Genomic DNA, 26,787 nt, shown 5'->3' with positions numbered 1-26,787 from the left:
CGTTGGGGCGGGAGGGACGCTCGCGGAAGCCGCGTCCCGCAACCAGTCGCCGGTCCTGGCGTGGAACGCATTCACGTCGAGCATCGCGACCGTCTCCGGAGCGAGCGCAGCCAGGAGCCGGAGTTGGGCGTGCAACGAGTCGAGAACGTCGCGCCCGAGCTTGCAGCTGACGGAGACGAAGAACTGGCTGGCGAAGGCTGCGTCGAAGTTCCCCCCGCGGAGGCGCGCGAGCTCGAGATACCTGGGCAAGAACTCTGTTGCGTTCACCTCCACGTTGAACCGGCGGATGCCGCTCGGCTCCTGGAGCACCGCGCGGATGTGGCTCCCGCTCGCGTTCTGTCGCACCGTCACGGGGACGCAGGCGCGCGACAGATTGCACTCGAGCTCATCGAAGGTGGGCGGCGGATCGGCGGCCGGGAGCAGTGCAATCAGCTTCGACAACGGAGGGCGGGCGACTCGGTACATGAATTCCTCGATGAGCGCGGGCGGAATCCCGCGGTCATTTCGAGTGTACCGGCGGGGGCCGACACGTACATCGGTCGGTCTACCGGCTCCTAGGTTGCGTCGCTTCTGGCTGGCGAGTGGCAAGGCGGGGGACGCATCGTCCGCCGCCTTCGCACTCTCGTGAGGTAGCTGCCAAGCAGAGCGCTTCCTCGGTCGCATGTCCCGACCTACGCCGGATTCCACATCTACGTGTCATGCCGGATGCTGCGCGCCCCGCGCTCACCGCAGAAGGAGACACCATGATTCGTCGAGGAGCGATCCCGGTCCTTTGCACCTTGCTTGCCGCCGCCACTGCGACGCAGGCGCGCATCACCCGCGTCGTCATCACCCGCGTCGAGAGGCCCACCTTCGGCGGCGCGAGCTTCGGCTCCGTCGGCCAGTTCGAGAAGCTGGTCGGCACCGCGTACGGCGAGGTCGATCCGAAGGACCCGCACAACTCCATCATCCAGGACATCGCGTTGGCGCCGCGCAACCAGCGCGGCATGGTCGAATACTCGGCCGACGTCTACATCATCAAGCCCATCGACATGTCGAAGGGCAACGGGATGATCTTCTACAACCAGCACAACCGCGGGAACAAAGGTGGGTTGAACACTTTCAACCTGAACACGGTGGGAGGCAACGAGCCGGCCAACACGCCGCAGGGCGCCGGCGTGGAGCGGCTGGCAGCCGGACGTGCTCCCCGGCGGCGGACGTCTCACGGCGGTGGTCCCGGTGGCGAAGAACCCGGACGGCTCCGGAATCACCGGCATCCTCCGCTCCGAGATCAAGCTCGGCCCCGGCGCGACCGCGCCGATGACGACGCTCAACCTCTCCAGCAGCCACTTCACCGGACTGACGCACGCGAGCTACGAGCCGGTGAGCCAGGACAACAAGACTCCCGCCGCGGACGGGTTCCTGCCGACGCTGACGCAGCGGCGCCACCGCGACAACCCGCGCGTGCCCATCGGCAACTCGCAGTGGTCGTTCAGCGGGTGCTCGCTGGTTGCGCCGGGCAATTGGGTGAGCTGCCAGATCACCTACCCCGCCGGCTTCCAGCCCGGCGTGCTCTACGAGCTGATCTACCGGGCGAAGAACCCGACCGTGCTCGGGCTAGGCTGGGCGGGCGAGCGCGACGTGATCTCGTTTTTCAAGCACTCGGCGCGCGACGACGACGGAACCGCGAACCCGCTGTTCGTCGGCGGCAGGACGCCGCTGGCCGTCGTCGAGGGCAGCTCGCAGAGCGGGCGCAGCATCCGCACGTTCATCCATCTCGGCTTCAACGAGGACGAGCAGGGGCGCATCGTTTTCGAGGGCGCCTATCCGCACATCGGCGGGGGGCGGCTGCCGATGAACTCGCGATTCTCGCAGCCGGGCCGCGCGTGGGGCTACACCGTCGACTACCTCTATCCCGCGTACGAGTTCCCTTTCAGCTACATGCCGACGCACGATTCGATCACGGGTCAGACCGACGGCATCTTGATGCGCTGCCTGAAGTCGAATAGCTGCCCGAAGATCTTCCACGTCGCGACGGCGCTCGAGATCTGGGAGGGGCGGCAGTCGCTGGGCTTCACCGATCCCTCCGGGAAGCGCGATCTGGGCGAGCCTGGCTTCATCCACACGTACATCATGGCGAGCACGCAGCACGGTTCGGCGGGCTTCAACTCCGTGAGCGGCCCGGCATTCGGCGACTGCGAGCAGCAGCAAAACCCGAACCCGCAGGCGGAGACCATGCGCGCGCTCTGGGCCGCGTTCACCAGCTACGTGAAGGACGGCAGGCAGCCGCCGGCGAGCAACATCCCGCAGGTAAAGGACGGCACGTTCGTCCCGCCGGAGCAGGTCAACTTCCCCACCATTCCCGCGAACAGTTACCTCAACGTCTCCCCGGACGGGCCCGCCAGCCCGACGAATCGGCTCGCGGTGCGGTGGCAGCACAAGGCCACGCCACTCGGCGTCCGCGATTACGGCCCGCAGTTCAACGGGCTGGACGAGAGCGGGGTCGTCACAAAGGAGCCGCCCACCGAGAGCTCGGACCGCTACGGTGTGCGCGTGCCGCAGGTGGACGCGGACGGGAATGACCTGGCGGGGGTCCGCTCGGTGACGGAGCAGGCTCCGCTGGCGACGTACACCGGCTGGAACATGGGCGCGCAGGGGCGGTTCGAGGACGGACTCTGCAGCCTCTCCGGCACGTACGTGCCGTTCGCGTACCACAAGAGCGACCGGGCCGCCGCGGATCCGCGGCCGTCGATTGAGGAGCGGTACGGGACGCATGACGGCTACGTGAACGCCGTGAAGGCCGCGGCGGCGAGGCTCGTGAAGCAGGGATATCTGTTGCAGCAGGACGCGGACCGGCTGATTGCGCAGGCGCAGGCCGGCGGCATCTTGCGGTAGGTTCTGGCGTCTGGTGAAACGGCCGGGTCCGCGCGGGCCCGGCCGCACATCGGTCGGTCTACCGGCTTCACGGCGGCCCGAGGTGCTCCCGGAGGAAGTCGATCTGCACCTGCTCCCGCGCAATGTTGAGCTTCGGATCCGGAACCATGTGCGTGGCGGAGAGCGCGATCACCTCGGCGCGCTTGCCCGCGAGGTAGAGCGACTCGATCAGCGCGACCGTGTGCGCGAAGTGGACGTTGTCGTCGGTGATCCCGTGGATGAGGAGCAGCGGGCGCTGCAGCTTCGCCGCGTGCGTGAGCGCGCTTGTCGCCTTGTAGCCCTCGGGGTTCTCTTGCGGCGTCCTCATGTAGCGCTCGGTGTACGCGGTGTCATAGAGCGCCCAGTCGGTGACCGGTGCCCCGCCGATGGCCGCCTTGAACACCTCGGGGTGGAGCAACACCGCCATCACCGAGAAGTAGCCGCCGAAGGACCATCCCGCGATCCCGACGCGCGACAGGTCGAGCTCGCGATGGCGCTCGGCGGTGGCTTTCAGCGCTGCGATCTGGTCCGACATCGGAATCGAGATGAGATCGCGCAGGATCGCGCGCTCCCAGGCGCGGCCGCGATTGGGCGTGCCGCGGCCGTCGGTGCGAACCACGACGAACCCGGCGTCGGCGTAGAGCTGGTCCATCACGTACGTGTCGAGTGAGTCGACGACGGTGACGGCGTGCGGCCCGCCGTAGACCTTGAGGAGCACCGGGTAGCGGCGGGTCGGGTCGAAGGCCTGCGGCCGCGTGATGGCGACGAACTGCTTGCGGCCCTGGAGGTCGACGGTCTCGATCTTCGTGGTCGGCCTCAGTTTCGGCCGCTCGGCGACGGACGGAATCTCGTGACGTGTGCCGCCGGCGAGCGCGTACGTCTGTTGACCGCCTTCGTGCGGCTGAACGTGGAGGACGACGACGTCGTGCTCGGCTTCGGCTGTCGCGACGCCGTCCGGTGGAGTGAGCGCCTGCGGCGCGCTGCCGTCGAACGGGATGCGCCAGACGGCTTGCGTCGGCGCCTCGGTCGACGCTTCCACGATCGCAGCGTTGTCGGCGATGCCGGCGAGCGCCCGCAGGCCTTGGTCGGGCGTCGTCAGCTGCCGGACGAGCGCGCCGTTCTTGTCGTGGAGTTCCAGCGTCCACGCGTCCTTCGCCTCGGTCATCCAGAGAAAGCCGGAGCCGTCCTCCAGCCACTTCGGCGCGCCGACGTTCACGTTGAGCCACGCATCGTCGTGCTCTGTGAGCAGCTGCTTCGTGGAGCCGGTCGCCGCGTCGATGGCGAGGAGGACGAGGTCGGTCTGCTCGCGGTTGAGGACGAGCGCGGTGAGCGGGCCGCGCTTCGGCCACACCACGTCCGCAAGATACGTGTACCGCGCGAAATCGTAGTGGACCCACTTCGGCTCTCCGCCGCCGACGCCGATGACGCCCAGGTCGACCTTCGCGTTCGCCGTGCCCGGACGCGGGTACTTGAACGGTATAGGCGCGCGCTCGGGATGGCGCGGATCGGAGACGTAGATGGTGTCCACCGCGCGTGCGTCGGTGCGCTGGAAACAGATCTGCTTGCTGTCGGGTGACCACCAGAACCCGCGGCGCCGGCCGAGCTCCTCCTGCGCGACGAACTCGGCGACGCCGTACTCGATGCCTTCGGGGTGGACCGTCAGCCGCCGGGGCGGCCCGTCGGAGACGAGCCAGAGATCGCCGTCGCGAACGAACGCGATGGTCCGGCCGTCGGGCGATAGATGCGGATCGTAGACGGCGCCTTGCGGATCGATGACACGCCGGGCGCCGGTCGTGCGATCGATCAGGTAGAGCTTGCCACCGAGCGGAACCATGACGGTGCGTCCGTCGTCGGAGACGTCGATGTCCACGACGCCGCGGGTAGCCGTTCGTGTGCGCTCGCGGCGAGCTTTTTCGGCGTCCGAGAGGTGCTCCTCGCCGGCCCCGAGCAGGTCGGCAACGGTGGCGAGCGTCTTGATTGCGCCGGTTCGGGTGTCGAGCTCGTAGAGGTCGGCTGCGAACTCGCGGGGCGGCGTGCGCCGGAAGAGCACCGCGCCGTCGCGGGTGATGGCGAGCGGAGTAGGGAGGCCGAGGCGGAAATTGAAGGTCGCACCGGCGTCGGCAAGGAAGTCTCGATTGAGCTTTGGCCAGGACATGGGTTGGGCGGTTCGGCAGGCGGAGAGCGCGACGGCCAGCGCCAGCAGGCGGATCGTCATCGGGCGGGCTGAGTATCGCGCTTCTTTGCCTTCGAACAGTAGAGATCGGCGGCCGCCGATCCCTAACTGACTCTCACAACGGTCCTTTATTCCCGCACGAATCGGCTGAGGAAGACCGTCCTCGAACCGTGCGTGTGGCACGAAACCCAATGGCCGCCGGGTGAGGCTGAAATCAGGAGCGGCCCGGAACGTAATGGCAAAGGGAGGGGAAAGAAGGGTTGGCCATGGTCCTCACTGTAAGACGAGACTTTCCGTGGTTCCCGGTCGCGCTGGCCATCGGGTGGGTGCTGATGATGAGCCTGGCGGTCCGGGATCTGGGTTGGTTCGCGCGTTTCAGCTCCGCGTTGGGCGATCACGTACGACCAACGGCCACCGCGAACCCGGTGCCATCCGCCGCAACGGTCAAGACGCCGCTCACCACGTCGCCGTGCGCGGCCGCGATCGCTCCGGTGACAGGCAAGATCGTGCTCGTGCGGTGAAAGAGCGACTCACGGAAGTCATAACGGTAGCGGAGCCAGCTCGAGTAGCCAGCGTTCAGCGTCGGCGGTCCGCATCAGGGCACTGCTGTCGCGGCCCAGCTGCGGCGCACGCCAAACTCCCATATCAACTTGTCGGGCGCCGTCCCGCTGACCCGCATCCGCTCCTCGTGGATGCCGAAGAGGTGGTGAGCGGCACAGAGGCAGAGCAGATTCGACTCGTCGTTGCTGCCGCCTTGGGACCGATATTCGAGGTGATGCACGTGCGCGGCGGGGCGGCTGCAGCCCGGGACCTGGCAGCGATGACGGTCGCGGCCGAGGATCCGCATCCGCTTCGTCCTTCGCATCTTCACATGCGCCTTCCAGACGGCGACGAAGTGCTCCGCCATCTCCACCAGGCACATTCCCAGCGAAATTGATCGTTTGGCGAGCGCCCGCACCATCCCGAGCGTCTCCTTGAGGAGATCGAAGACATCCGGCGGGGCGGTGACGCTGAAGATCCCCTGTGCGCACATCTGCCCCTCCGCCTGGACCGTCAGCGCCTCCCGGAGCTCGACGCAGGTCATGGCCTGCGCCATCGCGATCAGTGGCCGCACCTCCTGTGCCTGCCCGGCTTCCCAATGACGGGCGATCACGCGCGCCTTCTCGTACGTGATCCGTCCCTCGCGCAGCGCCTGTCGCAGGAGCGGAATGCGCAACAGCGCGCGCTCCAGCGCCACCCGCTGCATCACCGTGCGCCGGGCCATCCCCAACCGCTCCTCGCAATAGTGGGCGAAGTCGACGAATTCCAGAGGGTCCCAGGCGCCGGACCGCTTGAAGAGCGTCGCGATGTGCCCGAAGACCTCATCCCAGCGGTTGCGCATCTCCATCAGCCTCTTCAGCTCGGCGTCAATCCGCCAGGGATCGATCTCCCCGCTGAACTCCACGGCCTGCAGCGGATCGACGGCCACGAGATCTGCCCAGAGCCGCGTTTCCTGCTCGAGGCGTTCCTTGAGAGACTCCATCTCTTCTTCACACTTGTTGCGCCACCGCACCTCATCCATCGCGTCGTCGCTCGCATCTTCCGGAGGAGCGGGATGGGCCCCGTAGTATTCCTGCGCCCACGCTTCCACCCGCTGCGTCTTCCTCGAGCGCTGTCCGAGCACGATGCCGCCCCAGCGCAGGCCTTCCTGGATCGCGGGCTGTTTTCCGTCCGGGATGGCGGCAGTCGCGCTCATCAGGACTTCATCTTCGGGATCGCGTGGCGCACTCACGGCCTTCTGGAGAGCCCGGACCGAGTCCACCTTCGCCTGCGTGATCCAGTGCGCCTGCTGGTCGCCGACTGCGACCGGCGCGATCACTTCTGCCTTGCGCGGCGTGATCTCTGCGCGCCGGAGCGCCTCGCGCAGCAGCGGGCGGTCGCGCAGCTTGCGCGAGAGCCGCGCCTTCTTCACGGCCGTGCTGGCGTTCATCCCCAGCTCTTCGCGCGCGTAATCGCCGACATTCGAATACTTCAAGTCCATCGCCCGGCGCCCCGTCTCCAGGGCAGCGAGGCCATCGCCGATCGCCAGCTCCAGCGCGTTGTAGCCGCTGGTGATGTTGCATAACAGCGTGTCCAGCCCGCGCGCGATGGTGAGGGCCTGCCGCGGGTCACGAATGCGGGGAATGCGCGAGCCGAGGGTAGCCGAGACCCTTGTCAGCGCCTCCAGGCGCTTCTCCAGCCGCTGCCACGCCTCGCTGGTGCGATTCGGGAACTCGAGGCCGCCGCGCTCTGCGCGCACACCTGCCACCGCGCCGACCAACGCCGCCGCGAGCTCGATCCTGTCGCGGGCCGGGCTCCCGGGGAGCCGGTCGAGGCCCTTGCAGACTTCGCCGGTGGAGAGGTCGTAGCAACCCATGCCGCCACGGTACCAGCTCCCTCTGACATTCCCGGGGCGCGGGACGAGCGCGGCGTCCCGCGTATGCCCGACCTTGTCAGGAGGAGCGAGGAAGAGGTGAGGGGATAGAACAAGGCGCTCCGCACGCGCCAGCCTCACGATCCGATTCACCGACAGATGCGTTCGCCGCTTGTCCCTACAGTGAGCAAACGAAACGCGGCGTTGATTCTCGCGGGAGGCACGGTCTCCACAGGCCCCATGCGCATCGGCGGTTGCCGTTCGGACGATGGACCTCGCGGATACCTCGCGCTTTGGTTGATGCTCGCTGAGCCGACGCAGCCACCTGGGCGACGAGCGCCAGCACCGCGGCGCGGTTCCTGTCGTCCAGCCAGCTTCCGAGCCTCCGGATGATGGTCAGCATCCCCTCATGCTGTCATCCGAAGGCGTGCAACGCAACGTCTGCGACACGTGCGCAGGCGCGTATGTCAAGCGCTGAGTCACTGGAGATAAGGCGCCAGGTTGGCGGCGATCGCGCGAACCTCGGCATCCGTCAGCGGTAACGCACTACGGAAGAGCGCCCACGCCTCGCGAGGCGCCTTGGCTTCGGTCTCCGGCCCGTCGGAACCATAGAGGATGCGCGACATCCCGATCTGGCGCATGCGATCGGCAATTCGCTGCAACGCGGTCCGATCGGTCACGACGAGGGCCAACTCCGCCACGTCGAAATAAAGGTTCCGGAACCGCGCGTCCCCCGATGCAACCGCTTCTGCGTAGACGGCCAGGGCCGGCTCGGAGAATGCCTCGCCGCCCCACAGGTGCGCGATCTGGACGGGCACGTCCGGTGCCGCAGCCACCAGCTGCTCGAGGATGATGCGCGCTTCTTCGGCGCCGTAGTCCGGCCTCGTGCGCGCGTGCAGGATCACCGGCATGCGCAGGTGGTTCGCCGTTTCGAAGATCAGGCGGACGCGCGAGAGGTGATCGGCGTTGTGCAGGTTCACTCCCGACGTATTGAAGTGCAGCTTGAGGCCCCGAAAGGAGCCGCTCTTCACACAGCGGTTGAGCTCTGCGAGTGCGTACTCGCGAAGTGGATTGAAGCTGCAGAAGGCAACGAGCCGGTCCGGAAACTGCGCGACCTGCGCGGCCGTCCAGTCGTTCTCGGCTCGTACTTTGGGGAGCACCGTATCGTCCGGCTCACGCTCGTCACGCCGCGAATCGAACCAGTACGCATCGGAGAGCACCACGCCCTTGCGGATGCCTGCCTCGTCCAGCAGCTCGACGAGGCGCTTTGCATCCACGGCCCCTTGCACGACCGGTCCCGGAAAGACAGGTATTGCCGCGTCGACCCGCCACCGGCCGTCCGCGGCTTGCATCAGCACGAGTTGAAATGAGCCGAAGTGTTTTCGCGCCGTGCCCTCGCCGCGCGTGAAAAAGCCTTCCACGTGCGCGGTGTGTCCTTCCCGCCCAAAAGCGACCGGGGTGATCCGGTACGGCCGTGCGAAGAGGGTGCCAAGGGCTTCAGAGGCGGCCGCACGGCCGCGCGCCCATCCCGCGCCCGCGGCCGTCCGCACCACGGCCGCGTCCGTCATCAGCTTCGCGAGTGCTGCCGGGTCGTTCCAGCGGGATTCGATCTCCGAGACGACTCGCGCGAGCTCGTCAGGGAGCGCAGTCCCGTCCAACGGCTGCGGGTAGAGCAACGCCAGGCCGGCGCGACTCACCAGGTGCTGGTGGTGATCCGCGAGCGGAACGACGCCGGCAGCGCACTCGCCGCTAACGACAGCGGGTCGGTGCGTCTGAGCCGCGCAGGCCAGAGCAAAAACGGCGCAACAAGGCGCGAGCGCCAGGACGGCGTTCCCTCGCAGATGGTGCAGCGGCGCGGTCGTGCGGTTGGTTGCAATGGCGCAGTTGTTCATCCGCTGCGTGCTAGCGAACCGTGTGCCACGATGCAATGGACGGGAGGTGCACTCCGCGGTGAGCGCATTTGGGACGCGCCGTTCCAAATGCGAGCGCGCAACCAACGCAGCACAATCTCCACGGCGTTCTCGCTGTGGACCGTGATCGCCTGACGTATGCTCAAGGCATGGCGCTCGCGTGCGTGCTGTTCGACTGGGGTGACACGCTCATGTCCGAGGACGGCCCCGCCGAGACGCCCATGGCGCTCTGGCCCGAGGTGCGCGCCATCGACGGCGCAGGGGTCGTCCTGAGGATCCTGGCGGCGCGCTACCGCATCGCGGTCGCCACCAATGCCACCATCTCCGATTGCACCTCGATCCGCCGCGCCTTGGCGCGGGTCGCGCTTGACGCCTTCGTGGCGGAGATCTTCTGCTTCCGTGACCTTGGCCTCAAGAAAGCGGACGCGCGGTTCTGGGACGCCGTCGTAGCGCGGCTCGCCGTTCCGCGCGCCCAGATGCTCATGGTGGGCGACGACCTGGACAACGACGTGTTGGCGCCACGCCGCGCCGGCATCGCCTCCGTATGGCTCAACTGGAAGCGCGCGCCCACGCCCGCAGGCGTCGTTGTTTCCATGATCGAGCGGCTCGATCAGCTGCCGTCGCTCCTCGCCGCGGATTTCGCCTGAGCTGCGTGTCTACCGGCGGTCCGTTCCAGAGGACTGGCCGTTTTGGCGTTAGAATTGTCTCAAAGCCGTTCTGCGGGGAGGCGCCCATGCTCCGCATATTGATCTGTGCCGTCATCCTGTTCGCATGTGCAACCTCATCGAAGACGGTGACTCGCGACGTGCACGACTGCGTCTACCTCGGACTCATCGATGGTGGCTCGCGCTCCGAATCCGTCTCCGAGACCCAGACGATGGGTCCCTCGCACGTCATTTGGTTGCATCCGCCCGAGGTGGTGCGCGGATACCTCGTCCAATCGAACAGGTCTCTCTACAGTTGCCCGTCGCCGCGACCCGCGGCGGCATCGTTCAAGCAAGGCTGACATTCCCGACAAGGCCCGCCAAGTCCCGGCTGGACGAAGTGGAACGCCTGGTCCTTGGAATTGGTGGCCAGGGGCGGAATCGAACCACCGACACGGGGATTTTCAGTCCCGATGGTGGAGTCGCTGGCAGCGGCGCGCGCAATCAGCGGCGCAAGCCGTTCATCCGGGCAGACCGGGCTGGCATTGCAACTGCTGGAACCGCGGATCGGAGCGAAGCGGATCCAGCCTGGGCTCAGATGAGGCACGCGGCCGCCGTGGGCGTGGCGGCTCGCCCCATGACCACGGCGGCCCGCCCCGGGGCAATTCGACTCACTTAGCCGATCTTCGGGTACCCCCACACCGCGAGCTGCGCATTGACGATGGGCGACACGACCTTCAACGTCCCCGAAGAAAGACTCTTCCAATCTCCAGTACGGTCGCTCTCGATCGAACGCGTGCGCCGGATCTTCGGGTCGCCGAACCCTCCGCCATGATCGCTCCGGAATACGGCTTCCAGAAGACCCGGTTCCAACTTCTCCCCGATGAACTCGAACATCCCGCTCGCGACACGTTTCGGGTGGGCGACCAGGTCCTCGTAGCGCACGACGAAACAGCACTCCGGGTACAGGCTTCTGAACGCATCGAGGTGCTCGCAGTAAGAGGACCAGATGCGCGCCGCGCGCAACAGCGGGATGTCGGTGAGGCCGAACTGCTGATCCGTCTCGTGCACCATCCGCAAGCCGGGGATCCAGAGCTTTTCCTCGAGCGCGTTGACCATCGAGAGAGCGGTGTCGAGGGCGTGCCGGATGACGATGATGAATTTGCACTCCCCGCCGAACAGCGTGCGGATGAAATTCGGCAGAACCGAATAGTAAGGCGTCTTCTCCGCCCATCTCGATTTCCCCGCTTTGGCGGTCAGCTCCCCCATGATCGCGAGCACCAGCGCCCGAAGATGCTCGATGAGGCGCGCTTCGGTCATCCCCAGCGCCGTGAGATTCGGCACCGTATGCGGCGATTCGTAGAAGTCGCGCAGCGCGAGCAGAAACCTGGTTTCGCCAGGACAGTGAATCCTGGAATGCGTATCGAGGATCCACCGCACCAGCGTCGTGCCCGAGCGAGGAGCGCCCAGGACAAAGACGGGAAAAGTGTCGGCCGTTGTCGTTCCCTTGCTGCGCGTCGCCGCGCGTGATCGACTCGACTTCGCCAGCCCCTTCATTTACCGAGGATATCAGACGTGAGTCCGCACGGAGTGGGCTCGCCTGTTGTATCTGCGGGCGCCGAGGCGTAACGCTGAGGGGTGAGTCCTTGCGCATTCACTGATTGCAACCGCACCGGTGTCCGCGAATGGCGACCTTTGCTCCACGGTGAAATTGCACGGCGAGCCCTCGACATCGCCAACGCGATCATCGAAGAGATCATTGCCCGGTCCACCGACGATGCAACGCTCGCTGACGGCGCAGCCGGACACGCGCTGGTTCACGCCTATTCCGCGTCCGTAAGCCCGGGGCATCGCACGGATGACACCGCCTCGCGAGAGCTCGATCGAGCGATCGATGCGGTCGCTTCTACGGAAATGACGCCGTCGCTCTACGCAGGTTTCCTCGGAGTGGCTTGGACGGCGCAGCTCTTGTCAGGCGCGGGGATGGATTCGGCCGCGGACGCAAACGAAGACATCGATGCAGCGTTGCTCGAGTTGGTCGCCGTCTCTCCGTGGTCCGGGGAGTACGATCTGATCAGTGGGCTCGTGGGCTTCGGCGTCTACGCGCTCGAACGACTGCCTCGCCCGGCAGCGTCGTCGATGCTCGAGGCGATCGTGGACCGGCTCGATGAGCTCGGCGAACGACGGAACGATGGAATCACATGGCACACGCCGGTGCGCTTCCTCCCGCCCCACGCGCGCGAGAGCCATCCCGACGGGTGGTACAACCTCGGGCTCGCACACGGCGTACCCGGCGTCATCGCGTTCCTCGCCGGCGTCTGTGCCGCGCGCGTCGCGGCGCCGAAGGCACGCCCGCTGCTCGACGGCGCCGTTTCCTGGCTCCTCGCGCGCGGCGGGCCGCAATCCGACGAAGCGGCATTCGGCTATTGCGTCGATCGCTCGAACGGCCCCGAGCCTTCGCGCCACGCGTGGTGCTACGGCGATCCCGGAGTAGCCACTGCCGTCCTGCTCGCCGCGCGCGCCATTTCCCAGGCCGCCTGGCGTGACGTGGCTTTGTCGGTGGCGCGCCGCGCAGCCCTTCGGCCGCGCCCGCATACGGGTGTCGTGGACGCGAGTCTCTGTCACGGCGCGGCGGGCCTCGCTCACCTGTACAACCGCTTGTTCCAGGCCACTGGGGAGCGCGACTTCGCTGTCGAGGCGCGCTACTGGATCGAGCGGACGCTGGAATACCGCGGCGTCGGCGGCATCGCCGGCTATCGCCGCGCCGAATTCGACGGGACACAGATCGACGACACCGGCCTGCTCAACGGTGCCGCCGGTATCGCGCTCGCGCTGCTGGCAGCGGCGAGCAACGTCGAGCCGGGTTGGGATCGTGCATTTCTGCTTTCGCTGCGTCCGCTGACATAGGCGAGCATCCGATGACGGACAGAGCCGTGGAGCGCGAGAGTCGACCGGACTTCGAACCGGCGGACTTCTCCGTGCTGCGCACGCCGCTGCTGCCGTTCGACGAGTTGGTCGCTTTCGGCGCGGGGCTGACTGCGGCGCGCGCTCATCCGGAGCGCGTCGAGGCGGCGCTGGCCGAGGATCGCGTCCTCTTGCGAGCGCGCCTGCGGGCCATCGTCGCCCGGCCCGAGGTGCGCGAGGCACTGTTCGTCGCTTCGCCGTCGCTGCACGAGAGCCTCGGTGAGTGGTTCGAACGACCCGACTCCGAACGCGGCCAGAAGGTCGAGCGAACGCTGGTGCGCTACTTCGAGCGGATGGCCGCGCGATCAACGCCTTTCGGTCTTTTCGCGGGCTGCTCGATCGCATCGCTTGCAGGCAGCACTCGCCTCGAGCTCGCGCCGCGCCGGTGCTACCAGCGGCGCACCCGGCTCGACATGGATTACCTGCTGGCGCTCTCGGAAGCGCTGCCGCGCGACCCGGCGTTGCGGCCGAACCTGCGCTTTCGCCCGAACTCCAGTCTTTACCGCGCCGCCGGGCGGCTCCGGTACGCGCAGGCGCGGATCGGCCAAAATGGGCGCACATACCATCTCGTCGCCGTGGAACCGACGGATTACCTGTTGTCGACTCTCGAGCGCGCTGCGTCCGGCGCCCGTCCGCCGGAGCTCGCAGCCGCGCTCGTCGACGACGAAACCTCGGTCCTCGAGGCGGAGGAGTACGTCGACGAGCTGATCGAGAGCCAGATCCTCGTCTCCGAATTGGCTCCCCCGCTAACGGGTTCCAGGCCGTTCCACGCCATGCTCGCGCCGCTGCGCGATCACCCCGCAGCGGCGAAGGTGGTGCAGCGGCTCGATGAGGCGGACGCAGCGATGGACGCGCTCGATGACGCCGGCATCGGCGCCGATCCCGAACGCTACCTCGGCGTAGCGCATCTCCTCGCGGAACTCCCGGCGACAGTCGAGCTGCCGCGTCTGTTCCAGGTCGACATGTTCAAGCCGGTCATCGGTGCCCACCTCGGAGGCGCCGTCCTTCGAGAGATCATCCGCGGCGTGGCCCTCCTGCACCGGAGCACCAACGCAGGCGGCGACGCTCTCCGGCAGTTCGCTGACGAGTTTGCGCGCCGCTACGGCGACCGCGAAGTTCCCCTGGTGGAGGCGCTCGACGAGGAATCCGGGATCGGGTTCGAGCGTTCGTCAGCGCTCACGACGGAGGCCTCGCCGCTGCTCGCCGGCATCCTGTTCCCGCCGGCCGCCGAGGGAAAGAAGGTATCGTGGGGAGCGCGCGAGCAGTTCCTGCTCCGCAAGCTGGAGCAGGCCTGGCATTCGGACGCAGCAGAGATCGCGCTCGCGGATGCAGATTTCGAGGCGCTCGGAGGAAGCGCTCCTGTGCCGCCGCTGCCCGATTCCTTCGCGGTGATGGCAACGGTGATTGCTGCGTCGGACGAAGCGCTCGCCCAAGGCGAATTCCGTGTTCACGTGCACAGCGTCTTCGGCCCGTCCGGCGCGCGAATGCTCGGCCGGTTCTGCCACGGTGATCCGGCGCTCGCGGAGGCTCTCATTCGCCACCTGCACGCCGAGGAAGCGCTCGATCCCGAGGCCGTGTTCGCCGAAATCGTCCATCTGCCCGAGGGGCGCCTCGGCAACGTGCTGCTGCGTTCCGTCCTTCGCGAGCACGAGATTCCTTACCTCGGCCGCTCCGCCGTCCCGCTCGACAAGCAGGTGCCGATCGACGACTTGCAGGTCTCCGTACATGACGGCGGCCTCGTCGTTTTGCGATCCAGGCGACTCGGGCGAAGGGTCGTGCCGCGCCTCAGCGCCGCGCACAACTTCCACGGACCGGAAAACCTCAGCCTGTATCGATTCCTCGGATCGCTGCAGGAGCAATCGACGAGCGGGAGGGTCTTCTGGAGCTGGGCGCCGTTCGATCGTGCGCAATTCCTGCCGCGGCTGACGAGCGGACGCGTCATCCTCTCCCCCGCGCGCTGGCACGTGTGTTCCGAAGACCTCGAGTCGCTTGCCAAGGCGCGGAACAATGATCGATTCCAGCGCGCGCAGGCGTTGCGCCAGGACTTTGGCCTGCCGCGTTTCGTCGCTCTCGCGGATTCCGACAACACGCTGCCGGTCGACTTCGAGAACGCGCTCAGCGTCGACGCATTCGCGCATCTGGTGAAGGACCGAACGTCGGCAACACTCATCGAGCTCTCGCCTCCGCCTGACGCGCTCTGCGCGCACGGACCCGAAGGCCGCTTCGCTCACGAGTTGGTGATCCCGATGCTCCGACGGCGTGCCGTTACGCCGCCCAAGCCGACGCGTCCGCGACGACCTACCGGAGTCCGGCGTTTTGCGCCCGGATCGGAATGGCTGTACGCGAAGCTCTATGCGGGGACGTCCTCGGTCGATCACGTCCTGTCGGGCCTCGTTGCAGAGTTGGTGGCCGGGTTCGCGGACGCATTCGATCTCTGGTTCTTCGTCCGTTACGCCGATCCGGATTGGCATCTCCGGTTGCGGTTTCACGGCGAGCCCCGATGCGTGAACGGCGAGCTGCGACACGCCCTCGAGGCGCGGTCCTCGTCCGTGCTCGGTGACGGTTGCGGCTGGCGGCTGCAGCTCGATACCTACGAGCGCGAGGTCGAGCGCTACGGAGGTGACGAAGGAATCGCGCTGTCCGAACGGATCTTCCACGCCGACTCCGAGGCAGTGCTGGGGATCGTTGCTCTCCTCTCTGGCGACGAGGGATCGGACGCGCGTTGGCGCCTCACGCTCCGAGGCATCGACGCGCTCCTCGATGACCTGAAGCTCGACCTCCCGGCGCGGCGGCGTGTCATCGGGCGGATGCGGAAGGCCGCCGCGGACGAGTTCCGGTTCGTGGGGCGCGTCGAGCGCCAGCTCCACGAGAGATACCGGAAGCATCGACGTGAGCTCGAAGCTCTCCTCGATCGATCTCGCGACGAAATGAGTGACCTCGCCCCAGCGATCGAGGTTCTACACCGTCGCTCGGAACGGCTGAGGCCAGTGCTGGCGGAGCTCGAGGATGCCGCGCGCGCAGGACGCCTGAGCTGCACGATCGAGGACCTGGCCACGAGCTACGTTCACATGCACGCCAACAGGCTGCTCCGCTCGGCGCAGCGTGCGCAGGAGTTGTTGATCTACGATTTCCTCGAACGCCTGTACGAATCGGCGGCAGCGCGTGCGGGTGCCTCAAGTCGTAAGTAGGCGAGCAAATTTGTTTTGCGATTGCATTGACGCGCTGGTGGCACGAGCGTATGCCCCCACTTCAAGGGGACAACACATGCTCCGCAAAAACGCGTCAAAGAAGTTGCGGCTCTCGACTGAGACGCTGGCGACGCTGAACTCGAAGGAGCCGCAGGTATCGGTGGGCGCGAAGACGAAGCACTGTCCATCGGTAGGCTGCACGTACGGCTGCACGACAACGTTCATCTGCTATTGATTTCGATTTCCACTGGGCCGACGAAACCCTCGCGCTCGAGGTAGAGCAGGATCTCCTGCGCTGCCTCGGACGGACTCAGATGCGCGGTGTCGAGGACGACTTCGGCATCCGCGGGCGGCTCGTACGGATCCGAGATTCCAGTGAATTCCTTCACGACGCCGGCGCGCGCCTTGGCGTAGAGTCCTTTGCGGTCGCGAGCCTCGCAGATCGCGAGCGGCGTCGCGACGTGGACGAGCACGTACCCGCCCTCCGGCTCGATCATCGCCCGCACTTCCTTTCGCACGGCGTCGTAAGGAGCGATGGGGGCGCAGATTGCCACGCCACCGTTCTTCGTGATCTCGGCGGCGACGAACCCGATGCGCCGGATGTTGATGTCGCGGTGCTCCTTCGAAAATCCGAGCTCGGAGGAGAGGTTCTTCCGCACGATGTCGCCATCGAGCAGCGTCACGTGTCTGCCGCCCATCTCGAGCAGCTTCACGAGGAGGACGTTGGCGATGGTCGATTTGCCGGCGCCTGAGAGGCCGGTGAAGAACACGGTGAAACCCTGCCGCGACCGCGGCGGATTCGATCGGCGCAGCTCTCTCTCCACAGCAGCAAAAGTGAACCAGTGCGGCAGCTCGAGGCCCAGCCGGAGCCGCCGTCGCTGCTCGGTGCCGGAGATGTTCACCGCCTCGGCTGTCGCAGGAATCTGATCCTCGAGGACGTACTGATCGAGGGATGGCGCGTACACCATCTCGCGGAAACGCACGGCAGAAATGCCAAGTTCCTCTTCGTGACGCTGAAGCAGGTCCTGCGCATCATAGGGGCCGTAGAACTGCTTTCCGTCAGCGTCGTTGCCCGGCCCCGCGTGGTCGCGACCGACGATGAGATGCGTGCAGCCATAGTTCTTCCGGATGATGGCGTGCCACAACGCCTCGCGTGGACCTCCCATCCGCATGGCGAGCGGGAGGAGCGACAGCATGGCTGTGTGCGGCGGGTATGTCGGGATGAGCGCCTCGTAGCAGCGGACGCGCGTGTAGTGATCCACGTCCCCCGGCTTCGTCATTCCCACGCTCGGATGGATCAGGAGATTGGATTGCGCTTCCTTGACGGCGCGCAGCGTCAGCTCCTGGTGCGCCCGGTGCATCGGATTGCGCGTCTGGAACGCGACGACCCGCCGCCAGCCGCGGCGAGTGAACTCGGCGCGCACTTCTTGCGGCGTGAGACGAAGGGAGCGGAAGTCATGGTGGACGGGAAGCTGCAGACCTTCGACTTTGCCTCCCACGTACCAATCCGCTGGCTGGCCCAACAGATGGGCGACACCTGGGTGCGTCAGACTGGTCGTCCCGAAAACCGCCTGCGCCTCGGCGGCGCGGTCGGATTGCCAGACATCAGCCACGTGGAGGACGGCGACCATGACGCCCTCGGCGTCGCGGAGCGCGAGCTCGGATCCGACGCGCTGATCGCGCGCCACCGCCTCGCTCACGTCGAGCGTCACCGGCATGGGCCAGAGCGCGCCGTCCGCAAGCCGCATCTCGCTGCAGACGCGATTGTAATCAGGACGCGTCATGAAACCGCACAGCGGTGAGAACCCGCCGTTCAGGAGCAGTTCCAGGTCGCAGAGCTGACGCGGCGTCAGGTCCCAGGAAGGCCACGCTTGGGATTCAGCACGGAGTCCTGCGGCACGTGCGTCAGAGGCAATCAGCGATACGAGGGTACCGCCGTGCGGGGCGATCAGATGACCGGTCAGGCTCACGGCTGGCTCGAGGAGTAACCTTCGCTTGCGTGGACCTCGTCTACATACGCCTGTCTACCGCGGCGCGCTATCGCGGCGGCACAACGCACGCGAAGCGGACTCCGCGCAAACCAAAGGGACTCCCCAGAGTCACTTCGCGCTTGCGACTCGCCTGGAGGGGGCGCCACCTCCAGCGTCATTCCCTCGACGAACGCTGCGCTCCCGAGCTTCGCCACCGTCTCGTTCCCCTGCAGCCTGCTCGGGGCAGGGAGAGGACCCACTGGCGCATGGGGACGTGGGGCAGCACGCAGTCCAACAGGTGCGTCGCGGTCCGCCTGCATGCGGCGCGTGGTGCAGGAGGGGCAAAACCCCCGGCCCTTGCAGGAGAAGGCGACCAGCATCTCGTCGCCGCACGGGGTGCAGCGCACGGGGGCAAAGCCGTGGGCGAGGGTGCCGCAAGCGAGGTAGCGCTCGAACCGGCTGGGTGCACCTGCGTGGTACCAAGCGGCAGACGCTCGACCGCCGTTTTGTCGTCGCGCATCCCGCGCTCCTCAGCCTTCTCCGCTACGCCGCCGAACACGCGCTCGGCCAGGACCTGCTCTTCCCGCCCTGGACCAACGTGCGCCGCGACCTCATCGAGGCCTGCACGCGCGCGGGTATCGAGCGCTGCTCACCGAACGACCTGCGCCGCACCTACGGCCGCTGCATGCGGATCGCCGCCTTGCCGGACGAGATCATCGCGCCGATGATTCGGGCACGCTGACACAAGCATGCTGGAACGGGTGTACGGCAAGCTCTCTCCGGAAGAGCTCAGTCGGCGCCTGCTCTTGCACGTGCGCGCAGCCGTTCCGGACTGCATCGGTAATGCATCACTTGGAACCGAAATCGACGGAATTTCCAGAGACGCTGCACGAACATAGAACAGCTAAGTCCCCGGAATTGGTGCCCAGGGGCGGAATCGAACCACCGACACGGGGATTTTCAGTCCCATGCGCGGCGGACCGCGGCGGACCGTAGTGCCGCTCTGCCGCGCTCTGATAGGGTGGTCAGGAGGAGCGAGGAGCAGGTGACGAGACAGAACTGCGCTTATGCATCCTTGCTCCTGGCACGCCGCCGCAAGTCTCAGGCGGAGCCGTCGCTCCGGGAGGGGAAACCAAATGCAAAACGCCGGCGTGCTGATCGCGATCGCGCTCGCGCCGCTCGCGGCGCGGGGCGCGGGAGACGGCGTGGAGTTCGGAGCGCGCGTGGGCTACGCCATCCCGCTCGGAGACGCCGGAGCGGACCGTTACGGAAGCGGGGTTCCGTTCAGCACCTGGGTCGAGCACGCCATTCCGATCGAGGTAGACCTCGGGTACCGGTTCGATCCGCACGTCTACGCCGGAGTCTACGGCGGCTACAGCGTCATCTCCCGGGCGTATTGCGAGACGGGCGACTGCTCCGACCACGGCTTCCGCGTCGGCGGGAACGTGCAGCTCCATCCGCTCGGGCAAGTGCTCGTGGACCCGTGGTTCGGACTCGGATTCGGGTACGAATGGCTCTCCTTCTCGCAGCGTTTTTCCACCGGGAACGACGACCGCATGCTCCACGGCTTCGAATTCGTCATTCTGCAGACAGGGATCGATTTCACCGTGTCCTCGGCGTCTCCGGTGATCAAGCTGGGCCCGGTGGTAACGTTCTCGCTCGCGACGTTTCGCAAAGAAGCCTTTTCCAACGCGGGCTCCATCGACATCGACGAGAGGCTGCACGAGTGGCTCGTGCTCGGATTTCGCGCGCGTTTCCTTCCGTGAGGCGAGCAGCTAGTGCACCCCGCCCGCGCCTTCCCCTTCACGAACGTGTCCACCACGCGGCTCGTCATGCGACCGAACAGCTCGCCCGCCATGCGCGGCGGACCGTGCGCGGGGACCGTAGTGGGACCGTAGTGCCGCGCTGCCGCGCTCTGATAGCGTGGTCAGGAGGAGCGAGGAAGAGGTGAGGGGACCGAACTGCGCTTATCCGTCCTTCCTGCTCCTGCGAAACCCACGGCGCGGCAGAAATCGCTGTCAACGGCAAAGAAATAGTCCCCTAGAGACGAAAGACGGATAACCCGCCTTCCCTCCACTCGCTCGGCTGCGTCGCGGCGACGATCCCGTTTGACCGGCGACAGCCAAATGGCGAACTCCGACGGCGAGCACGAGCGCCGCAAAGCGAGCCGGCAAGCTCTCCGACTTCACGGTCCGCAACATGGAGACTCCGCGCTTCGCTCTGCGTTGCTGAACGACGTGTTGCTTGGCCAATCGTTCTTGCGGCGCAGTTCGCCAAGGTGTATGGGCGCAACGATTTACGCAAGAGCAGCCATTTTCGCGACCGAGCACATCACACAACAGGAGCGGAAAGATGCCTCGTTTGATCGGGTTCATCGCAATGATGCTCGTCTCGTCGTTCTCGTACCAGGTTGGCGCGGCGCCTCCGGGGACCGCGGACTTGGTCAAAGCGCGCCAGCTCTTCTTCGGCGCGGAGAATGTCGACGCACGCTCGGGAGAAGTCGATAAGCAGAAGGTCGTCTTCTCCTGGATCACGAACGCGAGCGTCGCCGCGTCCGTAAACGGGCGAGTGGTCCTGCTGGACTCCTACGTCCATCGCGCCGAAACGGCGCCGGGGCGGACCCCGTTCGTCGTCGAAGACCTGGTGAAGCTCAACCCGGAAGCCATCTTCCTCGGACACGGGCACTTCGATCACGCCGACAATGCAGCGTACATCGCCGGCAAGCTCGGCATTCCCATCTATGCATCGGAGGAAACCTGCGACGCGATGCAAGCGGATGCCGCAAGTCTCTTCGCCGCACGGCTCATCCCCGTCTCCACCGTCGCGTGCCACGACGTGACGACCGCCGGCTCGACGCCCGGTGCGGAGATCCTGACGCTCTCGCAGCTCGAGCCGGTCGCCTGCATCATCGCGTTCAGGCACCTGCACTCCACGACAACGCCTCCGGACCACGATTTCCCCATCGCTCCGGTCCTCAACGTCGCCGACGCGCGCGATCCGCAAATGTATCCGCCGGGGACGGCGCTATCGTATCCGTCGAGCGGTTCGCGCGGACCGGGCGGACCCATCAGCATTTTCTACCAATTCGTCATGCGCGGCGATAACCGGTTCGCGTTCGTCTGGCACAACACCACCGGCGCGCTCAAGGAAGGCTGCGGGCTCGACAGGTGCTGGGGGCCGGCGGTCGGGCAACACCTCACGGAGATCATGCGCTCGTTGCCCTCGACTGACGTCGAGTTCGGTTCGATGGTCAGCCTGGGATATCCGACGAACGGCATGCGCGACGTGGTCCTGTACAACCTGGCGATCCATCCGAAGGTCTACGTCCCGATCCACCAGACCAATGCGGCGCTCCCGACATCGTCGCTCGAGTTCAAGATCGCGTACCTGAAGCAACTGGATTTCATGAACGTCGCTCAGAGCGACCGGCCCGAGCCCCGCTGGATGGTCGACCCAAACGAGTATATCAAGGCGCTGGTATACGACCCGAAGGATGCGCGCTGGTCGAAGTCCGATAAGTCGAAGCCCGATCTTTGCAAATAACCGAGGGCTTCGGTCGCACTACGAGCCCGGCGCGACGGGAGGTCCGCCTACTCCCGTCGTGCCGGTGCAGTAAACACGACGGACGAAGGCGCACGGAACGAAAGCGCCGGACAACCGGCCGACGATGCACGTCGGTGGAAAATTGGCTCCCTGAGGTGGGCGGGGCTCGAAGGCTGGTTCCACCCGCCAGAGGTGGTACGCGGATACCTCCTCGAATCGAACAAGGTCCGTCTACCGCTGTCCGACACCGCGGCCGCCGACTGGTGCGAGCAGAACTACGCGCTCCTCCCGTGGGTCTGCGAGACGTTCAACACATCTCCAGCCTGGCGATGGTCCTCGCCGGCGCTGGGGCTCTCACGGCAGACCTTTGCCCGGGAGGTGCGGGTGGCTTTCGCCCTGCTGGTGCTGGTGGGGCTCGGGAGTATCGCCTTCCACGCGACGCTCCGCTTCGAGCTGCAGATGCTCGACGAGCTGCCGATGCTCTACCTCCTCGAGGCCGTGCAGGCCGCCTGGGATCCCGGAGCCGCTGACGTGCATCGCTTGCTCCGCCTGCGCAGCTCCTGCTGCGGGCTTCAGGCGCGGCGAACTGAACCGCCTGAACGATGGGTGCGCGAGGCGGCCGTGGCAGCGGCGCCCTTCTTTCGGTACAGGCGGAATGGCTGCTCGACTTCGACGAGCCCACCGTCGTCGCTCGGCGCGGCGAACTTCAGCTTCAGCTGACGGCCGAGTGCCCTGGCGATGCGTTGTAGCGTGTCCCAACGCGGCGTGCGGACGTCGAGCCCCTTCTCAAGGCGCGCGATGGTGGGTTGGCTTGTCCCGATCCGAGTCGCGAGCTGGGCCTGGGTGAGGCCCGCGCCCATGCGCATGCCCCTGACTGCGACGGCAACCTCGTGAACGATGCGCCGCTGTTCGAAATGGTGGCGCACGCGCGGGTCGGAGAGCTGCGCAGCCAGGAAGGCATCGCCATCGATTCCCCTGGCTTTCTTCTTGCTCATTGGGTTCGCTGTCCTCGAACGAGCTTCATTCGCACTGTCGCTTTCGCGATGTCGCGGGATTGATGCCCTTTCACAACTACACCACCGCGACCTTGACGTTGTGGATGGGCGGGAGTGACTCGAAGAGGCAGCTCCACTTCTCGCCGCCCTCGCGGCCCATCCATAGCTGGCCGGTGGTGGTGCCGAAATAGAGCGCGGGCGACTTCATCTCGTCGATGGCCATCGAGTCGCGCAGCACGGTGAAGAAGGTTTCCTTCTGGGGGAATCCGCCCGCTAGCTTCTTCCAGGATCCGCCGCCGTTCTCGCTGCGCCAGACCGCGGGGGATCCGCCCGGGCAGGTACGCGTCATCGGCTCGAGTGGCAGCACGAAGACCGTGTCGGGTTCGTGCGGGTGCACGAGGATGGGGAAGCCGAAATCGGAGGGCAGCCCCTTGGCGATGGAGCGCCAGGTGCGGCCGTGGTCGTCGCTGCGCACCACGCCGATGCCCGGGCGATCGGGGAAGCCGCCGTGGTTCTGCAAGTAGAGCCGGCCGGGCGCGTCCTTGTGGCGGGCGATCTTGTGCACGCACTGGCCCCACTCGGGGAAAGGATCGGGAGCGAACCCGACGCCGATGCCCTTGTTGGAGGGCGCGAACGTGCGCCCGCCATCCTCGCTGAGATAGTGGCCGCCGGTGGAAATGCCGAGATGAATGCGCTCTCCGTCGGGCAGGATGGTGTGCAGGCAGAGGCCGCCGGCCCCCGGCTGCCACTTTCGCGCGTGCTCGTGGTTGCTGATGCCGGCGACCATCTCCCAGGAGTCGCCCCCGTCGCGGCTGCGGAAGAGCGAGGCCGGCTCGACGCCGCACCACAGGTCCTGCTCGTCCGATCCCGGCTCGAGCGACCAGATGTTCTTCAGCGCGCGCCCGTCCTCCTTGGGAAAGGCGGGGAACGATTTCGTCTCCTCGAAGGTCTTGCCCAGGTCGTCCGAGCGCAGGATCTTCATGCCGAAGAAAGGATTGCAGCTCGAGGCGTAGATGCGCGGCCTCCTGCCGCGCGTGTCGATGAGCGAGGCGTAGACGTCCACGCCGGGCCCGAACGGCCCGCGCAGCGCGAATTTGCCGCGCGAGCCGGGCGCCTGCGCGACGAAAAGGCCCTTCTTGGTCCCGATGGTCAAGAGCACGCGGTCCGGCACGGTCAGCCTCCTGAGACGGCAGCGAGGATGGTGACTACATCGCCCGGCGCGAGCGCCGTGTCGAGCCCCTGGCGATCGCGCATGTGGTCGGAATTGACGAAGACGTTGAGGTGGCGGCGCACCGCGCCGGTCTCGTCGCAGATATTGCGGTGGAGAGATGGGTGGCTTCGCTCCAGCTCCTCGAGAGCGGCCCGCACCGTCGTTGCCGAGACCGGCAGGTCCGCGGCCCCGCCGCAGTACTTTCTCAGCGCCGTGGGCAGGTGGATGGTCGCCATGTCCGGCCCATTATGTCGTCCGAGCGCAGGATCTTCATGCCGAATAAAGAATTGCAGCTCGAGGCGTAGATGCGCGGCTACCGGCACCAGGATCGAGCGCGGTTTATAAGAGTGCGAGGAGGCTTGCCATGGGCGCTCGCGGCCTGGTGGTTCTCGTCGGGATGCTGTGCCTGGGAACCGGCGCGCCCGATCCGATCGAGATGGAAGTGGGCGGGGTACTGCCGCTGCGCGGAGGCGGCGCCGCGGTGGTTCTCATCGATTCCACCAGGAGCAAGGCGTTGCCCATCGCGATCAGTGGCACGGAGGCGCTCTCCATCCAGCTCCGTCTGACGAAACAGCACTACCCGCGGCCGCTCACCCATGACCTGATGGAGTCGATCGTTCGCGAGCTGGGAGGCAAGATCGTGCGCGTGCAGGTCGACGAGATCCGTGGCGAGGCATTCATCGCCAGCGTGTTCGTGCAGGTGGGCCAGCGCACTTCGCGTATCGACGCACGTCCCTCCGACGGGATCGCACTGGCGCTTGGGAACGCGCTCCCTGTCTTCGTCGCGCGCAAGGTGCTCGACAGAGCGGGTATGTCGCCGGACGCGCTCGAGAATCCCGAGAGCGCGCCCACCCCGTCGCGGCGGGGACCTATTTGACCGGAGCGTGATGGGGACCAAGGAAAGAAAGCAACGCGCTGCATCTCACGGCGCGGGTCGCGGAAGCGCCGCGGGAGATCGGATCATCGGGCGGCTGCGGCGGATCTGCATGGCGCTTCCCGACGCCAACGAGAAGCTCTCGCACGGCGAGCCGACGTGGTTCGCAGGCAAGGGCAAGGTCTTCGCGATGCTCGACGACCATCATCACGGCGCCACTCACCTCGCCGTCTGGCTGCCCCAGCCTTTCGGTGCACAGGAGGCGTTGATCGGCTCCGACCCGGAGCGCTTCTTCCGGCCTCCGTACGTGGGCGTGAGCGGGTGGGTGGGCGTAGTTCTCGATACCGGTCCCGATTGGGATGCGGTCGCCGCGCTCGCGCGTGAGGCGTATCTGACGGTGGCTACGCCGAAGCTCAGGAAGCTCGCGGTGGGTGCTGTGGAGGGGAAGCCGCAGGCGCGATCGAGCTCACGGCGACGCGCCTGACGCCGGTCCTTTCGTCTTCTGCGATCAGTGGGGCTGGCGTCGTGCTCTCCGGGCTCAGCTCTGTCGCAGCGACACCGGGAGGCAGGCGCGCGGCAGGTTGTGCTCGAGCTCCTCGAACGTGGGCGGGGGTTCAGCTGCGGGAAGCAGTGCAACGAGGTCCCGACATGCACATCCGTCGATCTACCGGCTCCGATCGGTTCCGATGCTGGTGGCAGCGGGGCTGCTCTTGCTGGAGGACGCGACGTTCCTGATCAATCAGGCAAACGCGGCGGTGCCGCGAGCTACCTGCGAAGCGGGTCGAGAATCTGCGCGAGGTACGTCCTGGCCACGGGGCCGTCGGACACGCCGTAGGCTCGTGGCCAGCGAGTCTCGGGCAGGAACTGCGTCCCGAACAGGCGGTCGAGCACCGGAAGGTGGACCGCGAAGTTCTTGTCGATCGCCTCGGCCTCCGTCGCGTGGTGGAAATGGTGGTAGCGGGGCGTCACCAGACAGGGGTCGAGCCACTCGAGACCGGCGCCGAAGTTCGCGTGGATGAAGACCGCATGGAAGGAGACGAAGGCCAGGTAGAGCGCCACCGCCGAGGGCGACGCGCCGGCCAGGACCACGACCGTCATCACGCCCGCGCGGGTCGCCAGCGCGTCGAGCGGGTGCATGCGCGAGCCCGCCAGCCAGTCCATCGCCATGCTCGAATGATGGACGGCGTGGAGGCGCCAGAGGAACGGGAGCCGATGAAAGCAGCGGTGGATCCAGTATTGGGTGAGATCGGCCAGCGCCAGCACCGCGAGAAATTGGACCGGCAGCGGCAGCGATCCGAGCAGCGCGAAATCTCTCGCCGGGATCAGCGTGTCCCGGACCAACCGGGAGGGAAACAGCGCCGCCCAGCTGAACGCTTGCACGAGCAGATGGCTGATCAGGAAATGAGCGCCGTCCGTGGTCCACTCCGGCCGGAAGACCCGCTGTTCGCGGCATTGGGGAAGCGCTCGCTCGAGCGGCACGAACACGAGCGCAAGCACGAGCAGGTTGATCGCAAACCACTCGAGGCCCAGGCCGAACTTCGTGTCCACCGAATCGGGCAGCGGCACGCCGGCGCCGCCCAGCGCCATCGCCGCGACTGCCAGGAAGATGCCCGTCAGCCCCAGGACCTTGCGACGGCGGCGGGCGACGTTGAACAGTCCCAGCAACACCGACGCGATCAAGACCGTCTGCAGTGCTCCGCGCAGGAGCGCGACCGGGTAGCGCGATCGCAGGAGGGGCGCGGTGAGGATCTGTGGGAAGTGGAAGCAGAGCACAGCAAAGAATCCGAGCGCGCCGCCGAGCAATGAACCGACCCCGGCGACCCAACCGGATCCGAATCCGGTGGGGTCGTTGTCGCCGAAGACCCGACGGAGATGGCGGTCGAGCGCAGTGGGCGCGGGGTCCGACGACCGCATGCATCGAACTGTAGTCGAATAGGCCGTCCCGAAAAGAAAACGGTCAAGCGCCAGCGCATGGAGACCCGGTGTGTGCGGTTCGGGAAGAAGAACATCCATCGCCTGTTCTGCAAGTATG

General features: G+C 66.6%; 23 protein-coding genes and 1 pseudogene. 12 read left to right on the top strand and 12 right to left on the bottom strand.

The window, feature by feature from the left end; all coding sequences use genetic code 11:
- Both E6J58_03300 and E6J58_03295 read right to left on the bottom strand, forming a co-directional pair.
- A partial coding sequence (locus E6J58_03300) for a hypothetical protein (GenBank protein ID TMB41390.1) occupies positions 1-465 on the bottom strand: 465 nt, incomplete at its 3' end.
- 224 nt (positions 466-689) lie between these two features.
- Positions 690-1,256: a hypothetical protein gene (locus tag E6J58_03295; protein ID TMB41389.1), complete on the bottom strand. Its 567-nt coding sequence runs from the start codon at positions 1,254-1,256 to the stop codon at positions 690-692.
- Here E6J58_03295 and E6J58_03290 point away from each other — a divergent pair.
- Positions 1,219-2,874, top strand: a complete 1,656-nt coding sequence (locus E6J58_03290) for a hypothetical protein (protein ID TMB41388.1) — start codon at positions 1,219-1,221, stop codon at positions 2,872-2,874. The two genes, E6J58_03295 and E6J58_03290, sit on opposite strands and share 38 nt — an antisense overlap.
- 67 nt (positions 2,875-2,941) lie before the next feature.
- Here E6J58_03290 and E6J58_03285 read toward each other — a convergent pair whose 3' ends face one another.
- Positions 2,942-5,107: a S9 family peptidase gene (locus E6J58_03285; GenBank protein ID TMB41387.1), complete on the bottom strand. Its 2,166-nt coding sequence runs from the start codon at positions 5,105-5,107 to the stop codon at positions 2,942-2,944.
- A 218-nt stretch (positions 5,108-5,325) separates the two neighbouring features.
- On the opposite strand from E6J58_03285, the gene E6J58_03280 reads away from it, so the two are divergent.
- Positions 5,326-5,586: a hypothetical protein gene (locus E6J58_03280; GenBank protein TMB41386.1), complete on the top strand. Its 261-nt coding sequence runs from the start codon at positions 5,326-5,328 to the stop codon at positions 5,584-5,586.
- 74 nt (positions 5,587-5,660) lie between these two features.
- On the opposite strand, the gene E6J58_03275 is transcribed toward E6J58_03280, so the two are convergent.
- Positions 5,661-7,460 (bottom strand): HNH endonuclease, encoded by a 1,800-nt coding sequence (locus tag E6J58_03275; GenBank protein TMB41385.1) that lies wholly within the window; start codon positions 7,458-7,460, stop codon positions 5,661-5,663.
- A gap of 476 nt (positions 7,461-7,936) precedes the next feature.
- Positions 7,937-9,349: a hypothetical protein gene (locus E6J58_03270; protein TMB41384.1), complete on the bottom strand. Its 1,413-nt coding sequence runs from the start codon at positions 9,347-9,349 to the stop codon at positions 7,937-7,939.
- Between the two features lie 167 nt (positions 9,350-9,516).
- Here E6J58_03270 and E6J58_03265 point away from each other — a divergent pair, with 167 nt between their 5' ends.
- Together E6J58_03265 and E6J58_03260 are read left to right on the top strand one after the other, a co-directional pair.
- Positions 9,517-10,014: an HAD family hydrolase gene (locus tag E6J58_03265; GenBank protein TMB41383.1), complete on the top strand. Its 498-nt coding sequence runs from the start codon at positions 9,517-9,519 to the stop codon at positions 10,012-10,014.
- An 86-nt stretch (positions 10,015-10,100) separates the two neighbouring features.
- On the top strand, positions 10,101-10,373 hold the full coding sequence (locus E6J58_03260; protein ID TMB41382.1) for a hypothetical protein: 273 nt from the start codon (positions 10,101-10,103) through the stop codon (positions 10,371-10,373).
- 313 nt (positions 10,374-10,686) lie between these two features.
- Here the strand turns inward: E6J58_03260 and E6J58_03255 are convergent, their stop codons facing one another.
- Positions 10,687-11,568 (bottom strand): sulfotransferase, encoded by an 882-nt coding sequence (locus E6J58_03255; protein TMB41381.1) that lies wholly within the window; start codon positions 11,566-11,568, stop codon positions 10,687-10,689.
- 81 nt (positions 11,569-11,649) lie between these two features.
- Here E6J58_03255 and E6J58_03250 point away from each other — a divergent pair, with 81 nt between their 5' ends.
- Together E6J58_03250 and E6J58_03245 are read left to right on the top strand one after the other, a co-directional pair.
- Positions 11,650-12,918: a Lanthionine biosynthesis cyclase LanC gene (locus E6J58_03250; protein ID TMB41380.1), complete on the top strand. Its 1,269-nt coding sequence runs from the start codon at positions 11,650-11,652 to the stop codon at positions 12,916-12,918.
- A gap of 11 nt (positions 12,919-12,929) precedes the next feature.
- Positions 12,930-16,163 (top strand): Lanthionine biosynthesis protein LanB, encoded by a 3,234-nt coding sequence (locus E6J58_03245; protein TMB41379.1) that lies wholly within the window; start codon positions 12,930-12,932, stop codon positions 16,161-16,163.
- Positions 16,164-16,384: 221 nt separating this feature from the next.
- Here E6J58_03245 and E6J58_03240 read toward each other — a convergent pair whose 3' ends face one another.
- The gene (locus E6J58_03240; GenBank protein ID TMB41392.1) at positions 16,385-18,115 is read right to left on the bottom strand and encodes a bifunctional sulfate adenylyltransferase/adenylylsulfate kinase; all 1,731 of its coding nucleotides are present in this window, start codon (positions 18,113-18,115) and stop codon (positions 16,385-16,387) included.
- 14 nt (positions 18,116-18,129) lie between these two features.
- A pseudogene (locus E6J58_03235) lies at positions 18,130-18,591 on the bottom strand (hypothetical protein).
- Positions 18,592-18,596: 5 nt separating this feature from the next.
- On the opposite strand from E6J58_03235, the gene E6J58_03230 reads away from it, so the two are divergent.
- The 4 genes from E6J58_03230 to E6J58_03215 all read left to right on the top strand — a co-directional run bounded on the left by E6J58_03230 (position 18,597) and on the right by E6J58_03215 (position 22,396).
- Positions 18,597-18,875, top strand: a complete 279-nt coding sequence (locus tag E6J58_03230) for a hypothetical protein (GenBank protein TMB41378.1) — start codon at positions 18,597-18,599, stop codon at positions 18,873-18,875.
- Between the two features lie 394 nt (positions 18,876-19,269).
- Entirely contained in the window at positions 19,270-19,899 is a 630-nt protein-coding gene (locus E6J58_03225) for a hypothetical protein (protein TMB41377.1), read from the top strand.
- Positions 19,900-20,485: 586 nt separating this feature from the next.
- Positions 20,486-21,676: an MBL fold metallo-hydrolase gene (locus tag E6J58_03220; protein ID TMB41376.1), complete on the top strand. Its 1,191-nt coding sequence runs from the start codon at positions 20,486-20,488 to the stop codon at positions 21,674-21,676.
- 141 nt (positions 21,677-21,817) lie between these two features.
- A complete protein-coding gene (locus E6J58_03215; protein ID TMB41391.1) occupies positions 21,818-22,396 on the top strand; it encodes a hypothetical protein in 579 nt (192 codons plus the stop codon).
- Here E6J58_03215 and E6J58_03210 read toward each other — a convergent pair.
- From E6J58_03210 to E6J58_03200, 3 genes are all read right to left on the bottom strand, one after another.
- Entirely contained in the window at positions 22,249-22,671 is a 423-nt protein-coding gene (locus tag E6J58_03210) for a helix-turn-helix transcriptional regulator (GenBank protein TMB41375.1), read from the bottom strand. The two genes, E6J58_03215 and E6J58_03210, sit on opposite strands and share 148 nt — an antisense overlap.
- 76 nt (positions 22,672-22,747) lie before the next feature.
- The gene (locus tag E6J58_03205; GenBank protein ID TMB41374.1) at positions 22,748-23,842 is read right to left on the bottom strand and encodes an exo-alpha-sialidase; all 1,095 of its coding nucleotides are present in this window, start codon (positions 23,840-23,842) and stop codon (positions 22,748-22,750) included.
- Positions 23,843-23,844: 2 nt separating this feature from the next.
- Positions 23,845-24,117: a MoaD/ThiS family protein gene (locus E6J58_03200; protein TMB41373.1), complete on the bottom strand. Its 273-nt coding sequence runs from the start codon at positions 24,115-24,117 to the stop codon at positions 23,845-23,847.
- A 128-nt stretch (positions 24,118-24,245) separates the two neighbouring features.
- Here E6J58_03200 and E6J58_03195 point away from each other — a divergent pair, with 128 nt between their 5' ends.
- On the top strand, positions 24,246-24,758 hold the full coding sequence (locus E6J58_03195) for a bifunctional nuclease family protein (protein ID TMB41372.1): 513 nt from the start codon (positions 24,246-24,248) through the stop codon (positions 24,756-24,758).
- 10 nt (positions 24,759-24,768) lie between these two features.
- A complete protein-coding gene (locus E6J58_03190; protein TMB41371.1) occupies positions 24,769-25,239 on the top strand; it encodes an MmcQ/YjbR family DNA-binding protein in 471 nt (156 codons plus the stop codon).
- A 281-nt stretch (positions 25,240-25,520) separates the two neighbouring features.
- Here the strand turns inward: E6J58_03190 and E6J58_03185 are convergent, their stop codons facing one another.
- Positions 25,521-26,768, bottom strand: coding sequence for a sterol desaturase family protein (locus E6J58_03185; protein ID TMB41370.1), 1,248 nt, complete (start codon positions 26,766-26,768; stop codon positions 25,521-25,523).
- Positions 26,769-26,787: the final 19 nt, after the last annotated feature.

This window comes from Deltaproteobacteria bacterium, assembly GCA_005879535.1.
In the GTDB taxonomy this organism is placed as follows: domain Bacteria; phylum Myxococcota; class Myxococcia; order Myxococcales; family 40CM-4-68-19; genus 40CM-4-68-19.
Note: the sequence above shows the minus strand (reverse complement) of the source record. Positions and strands in the feature narration are given on the sequence as shown.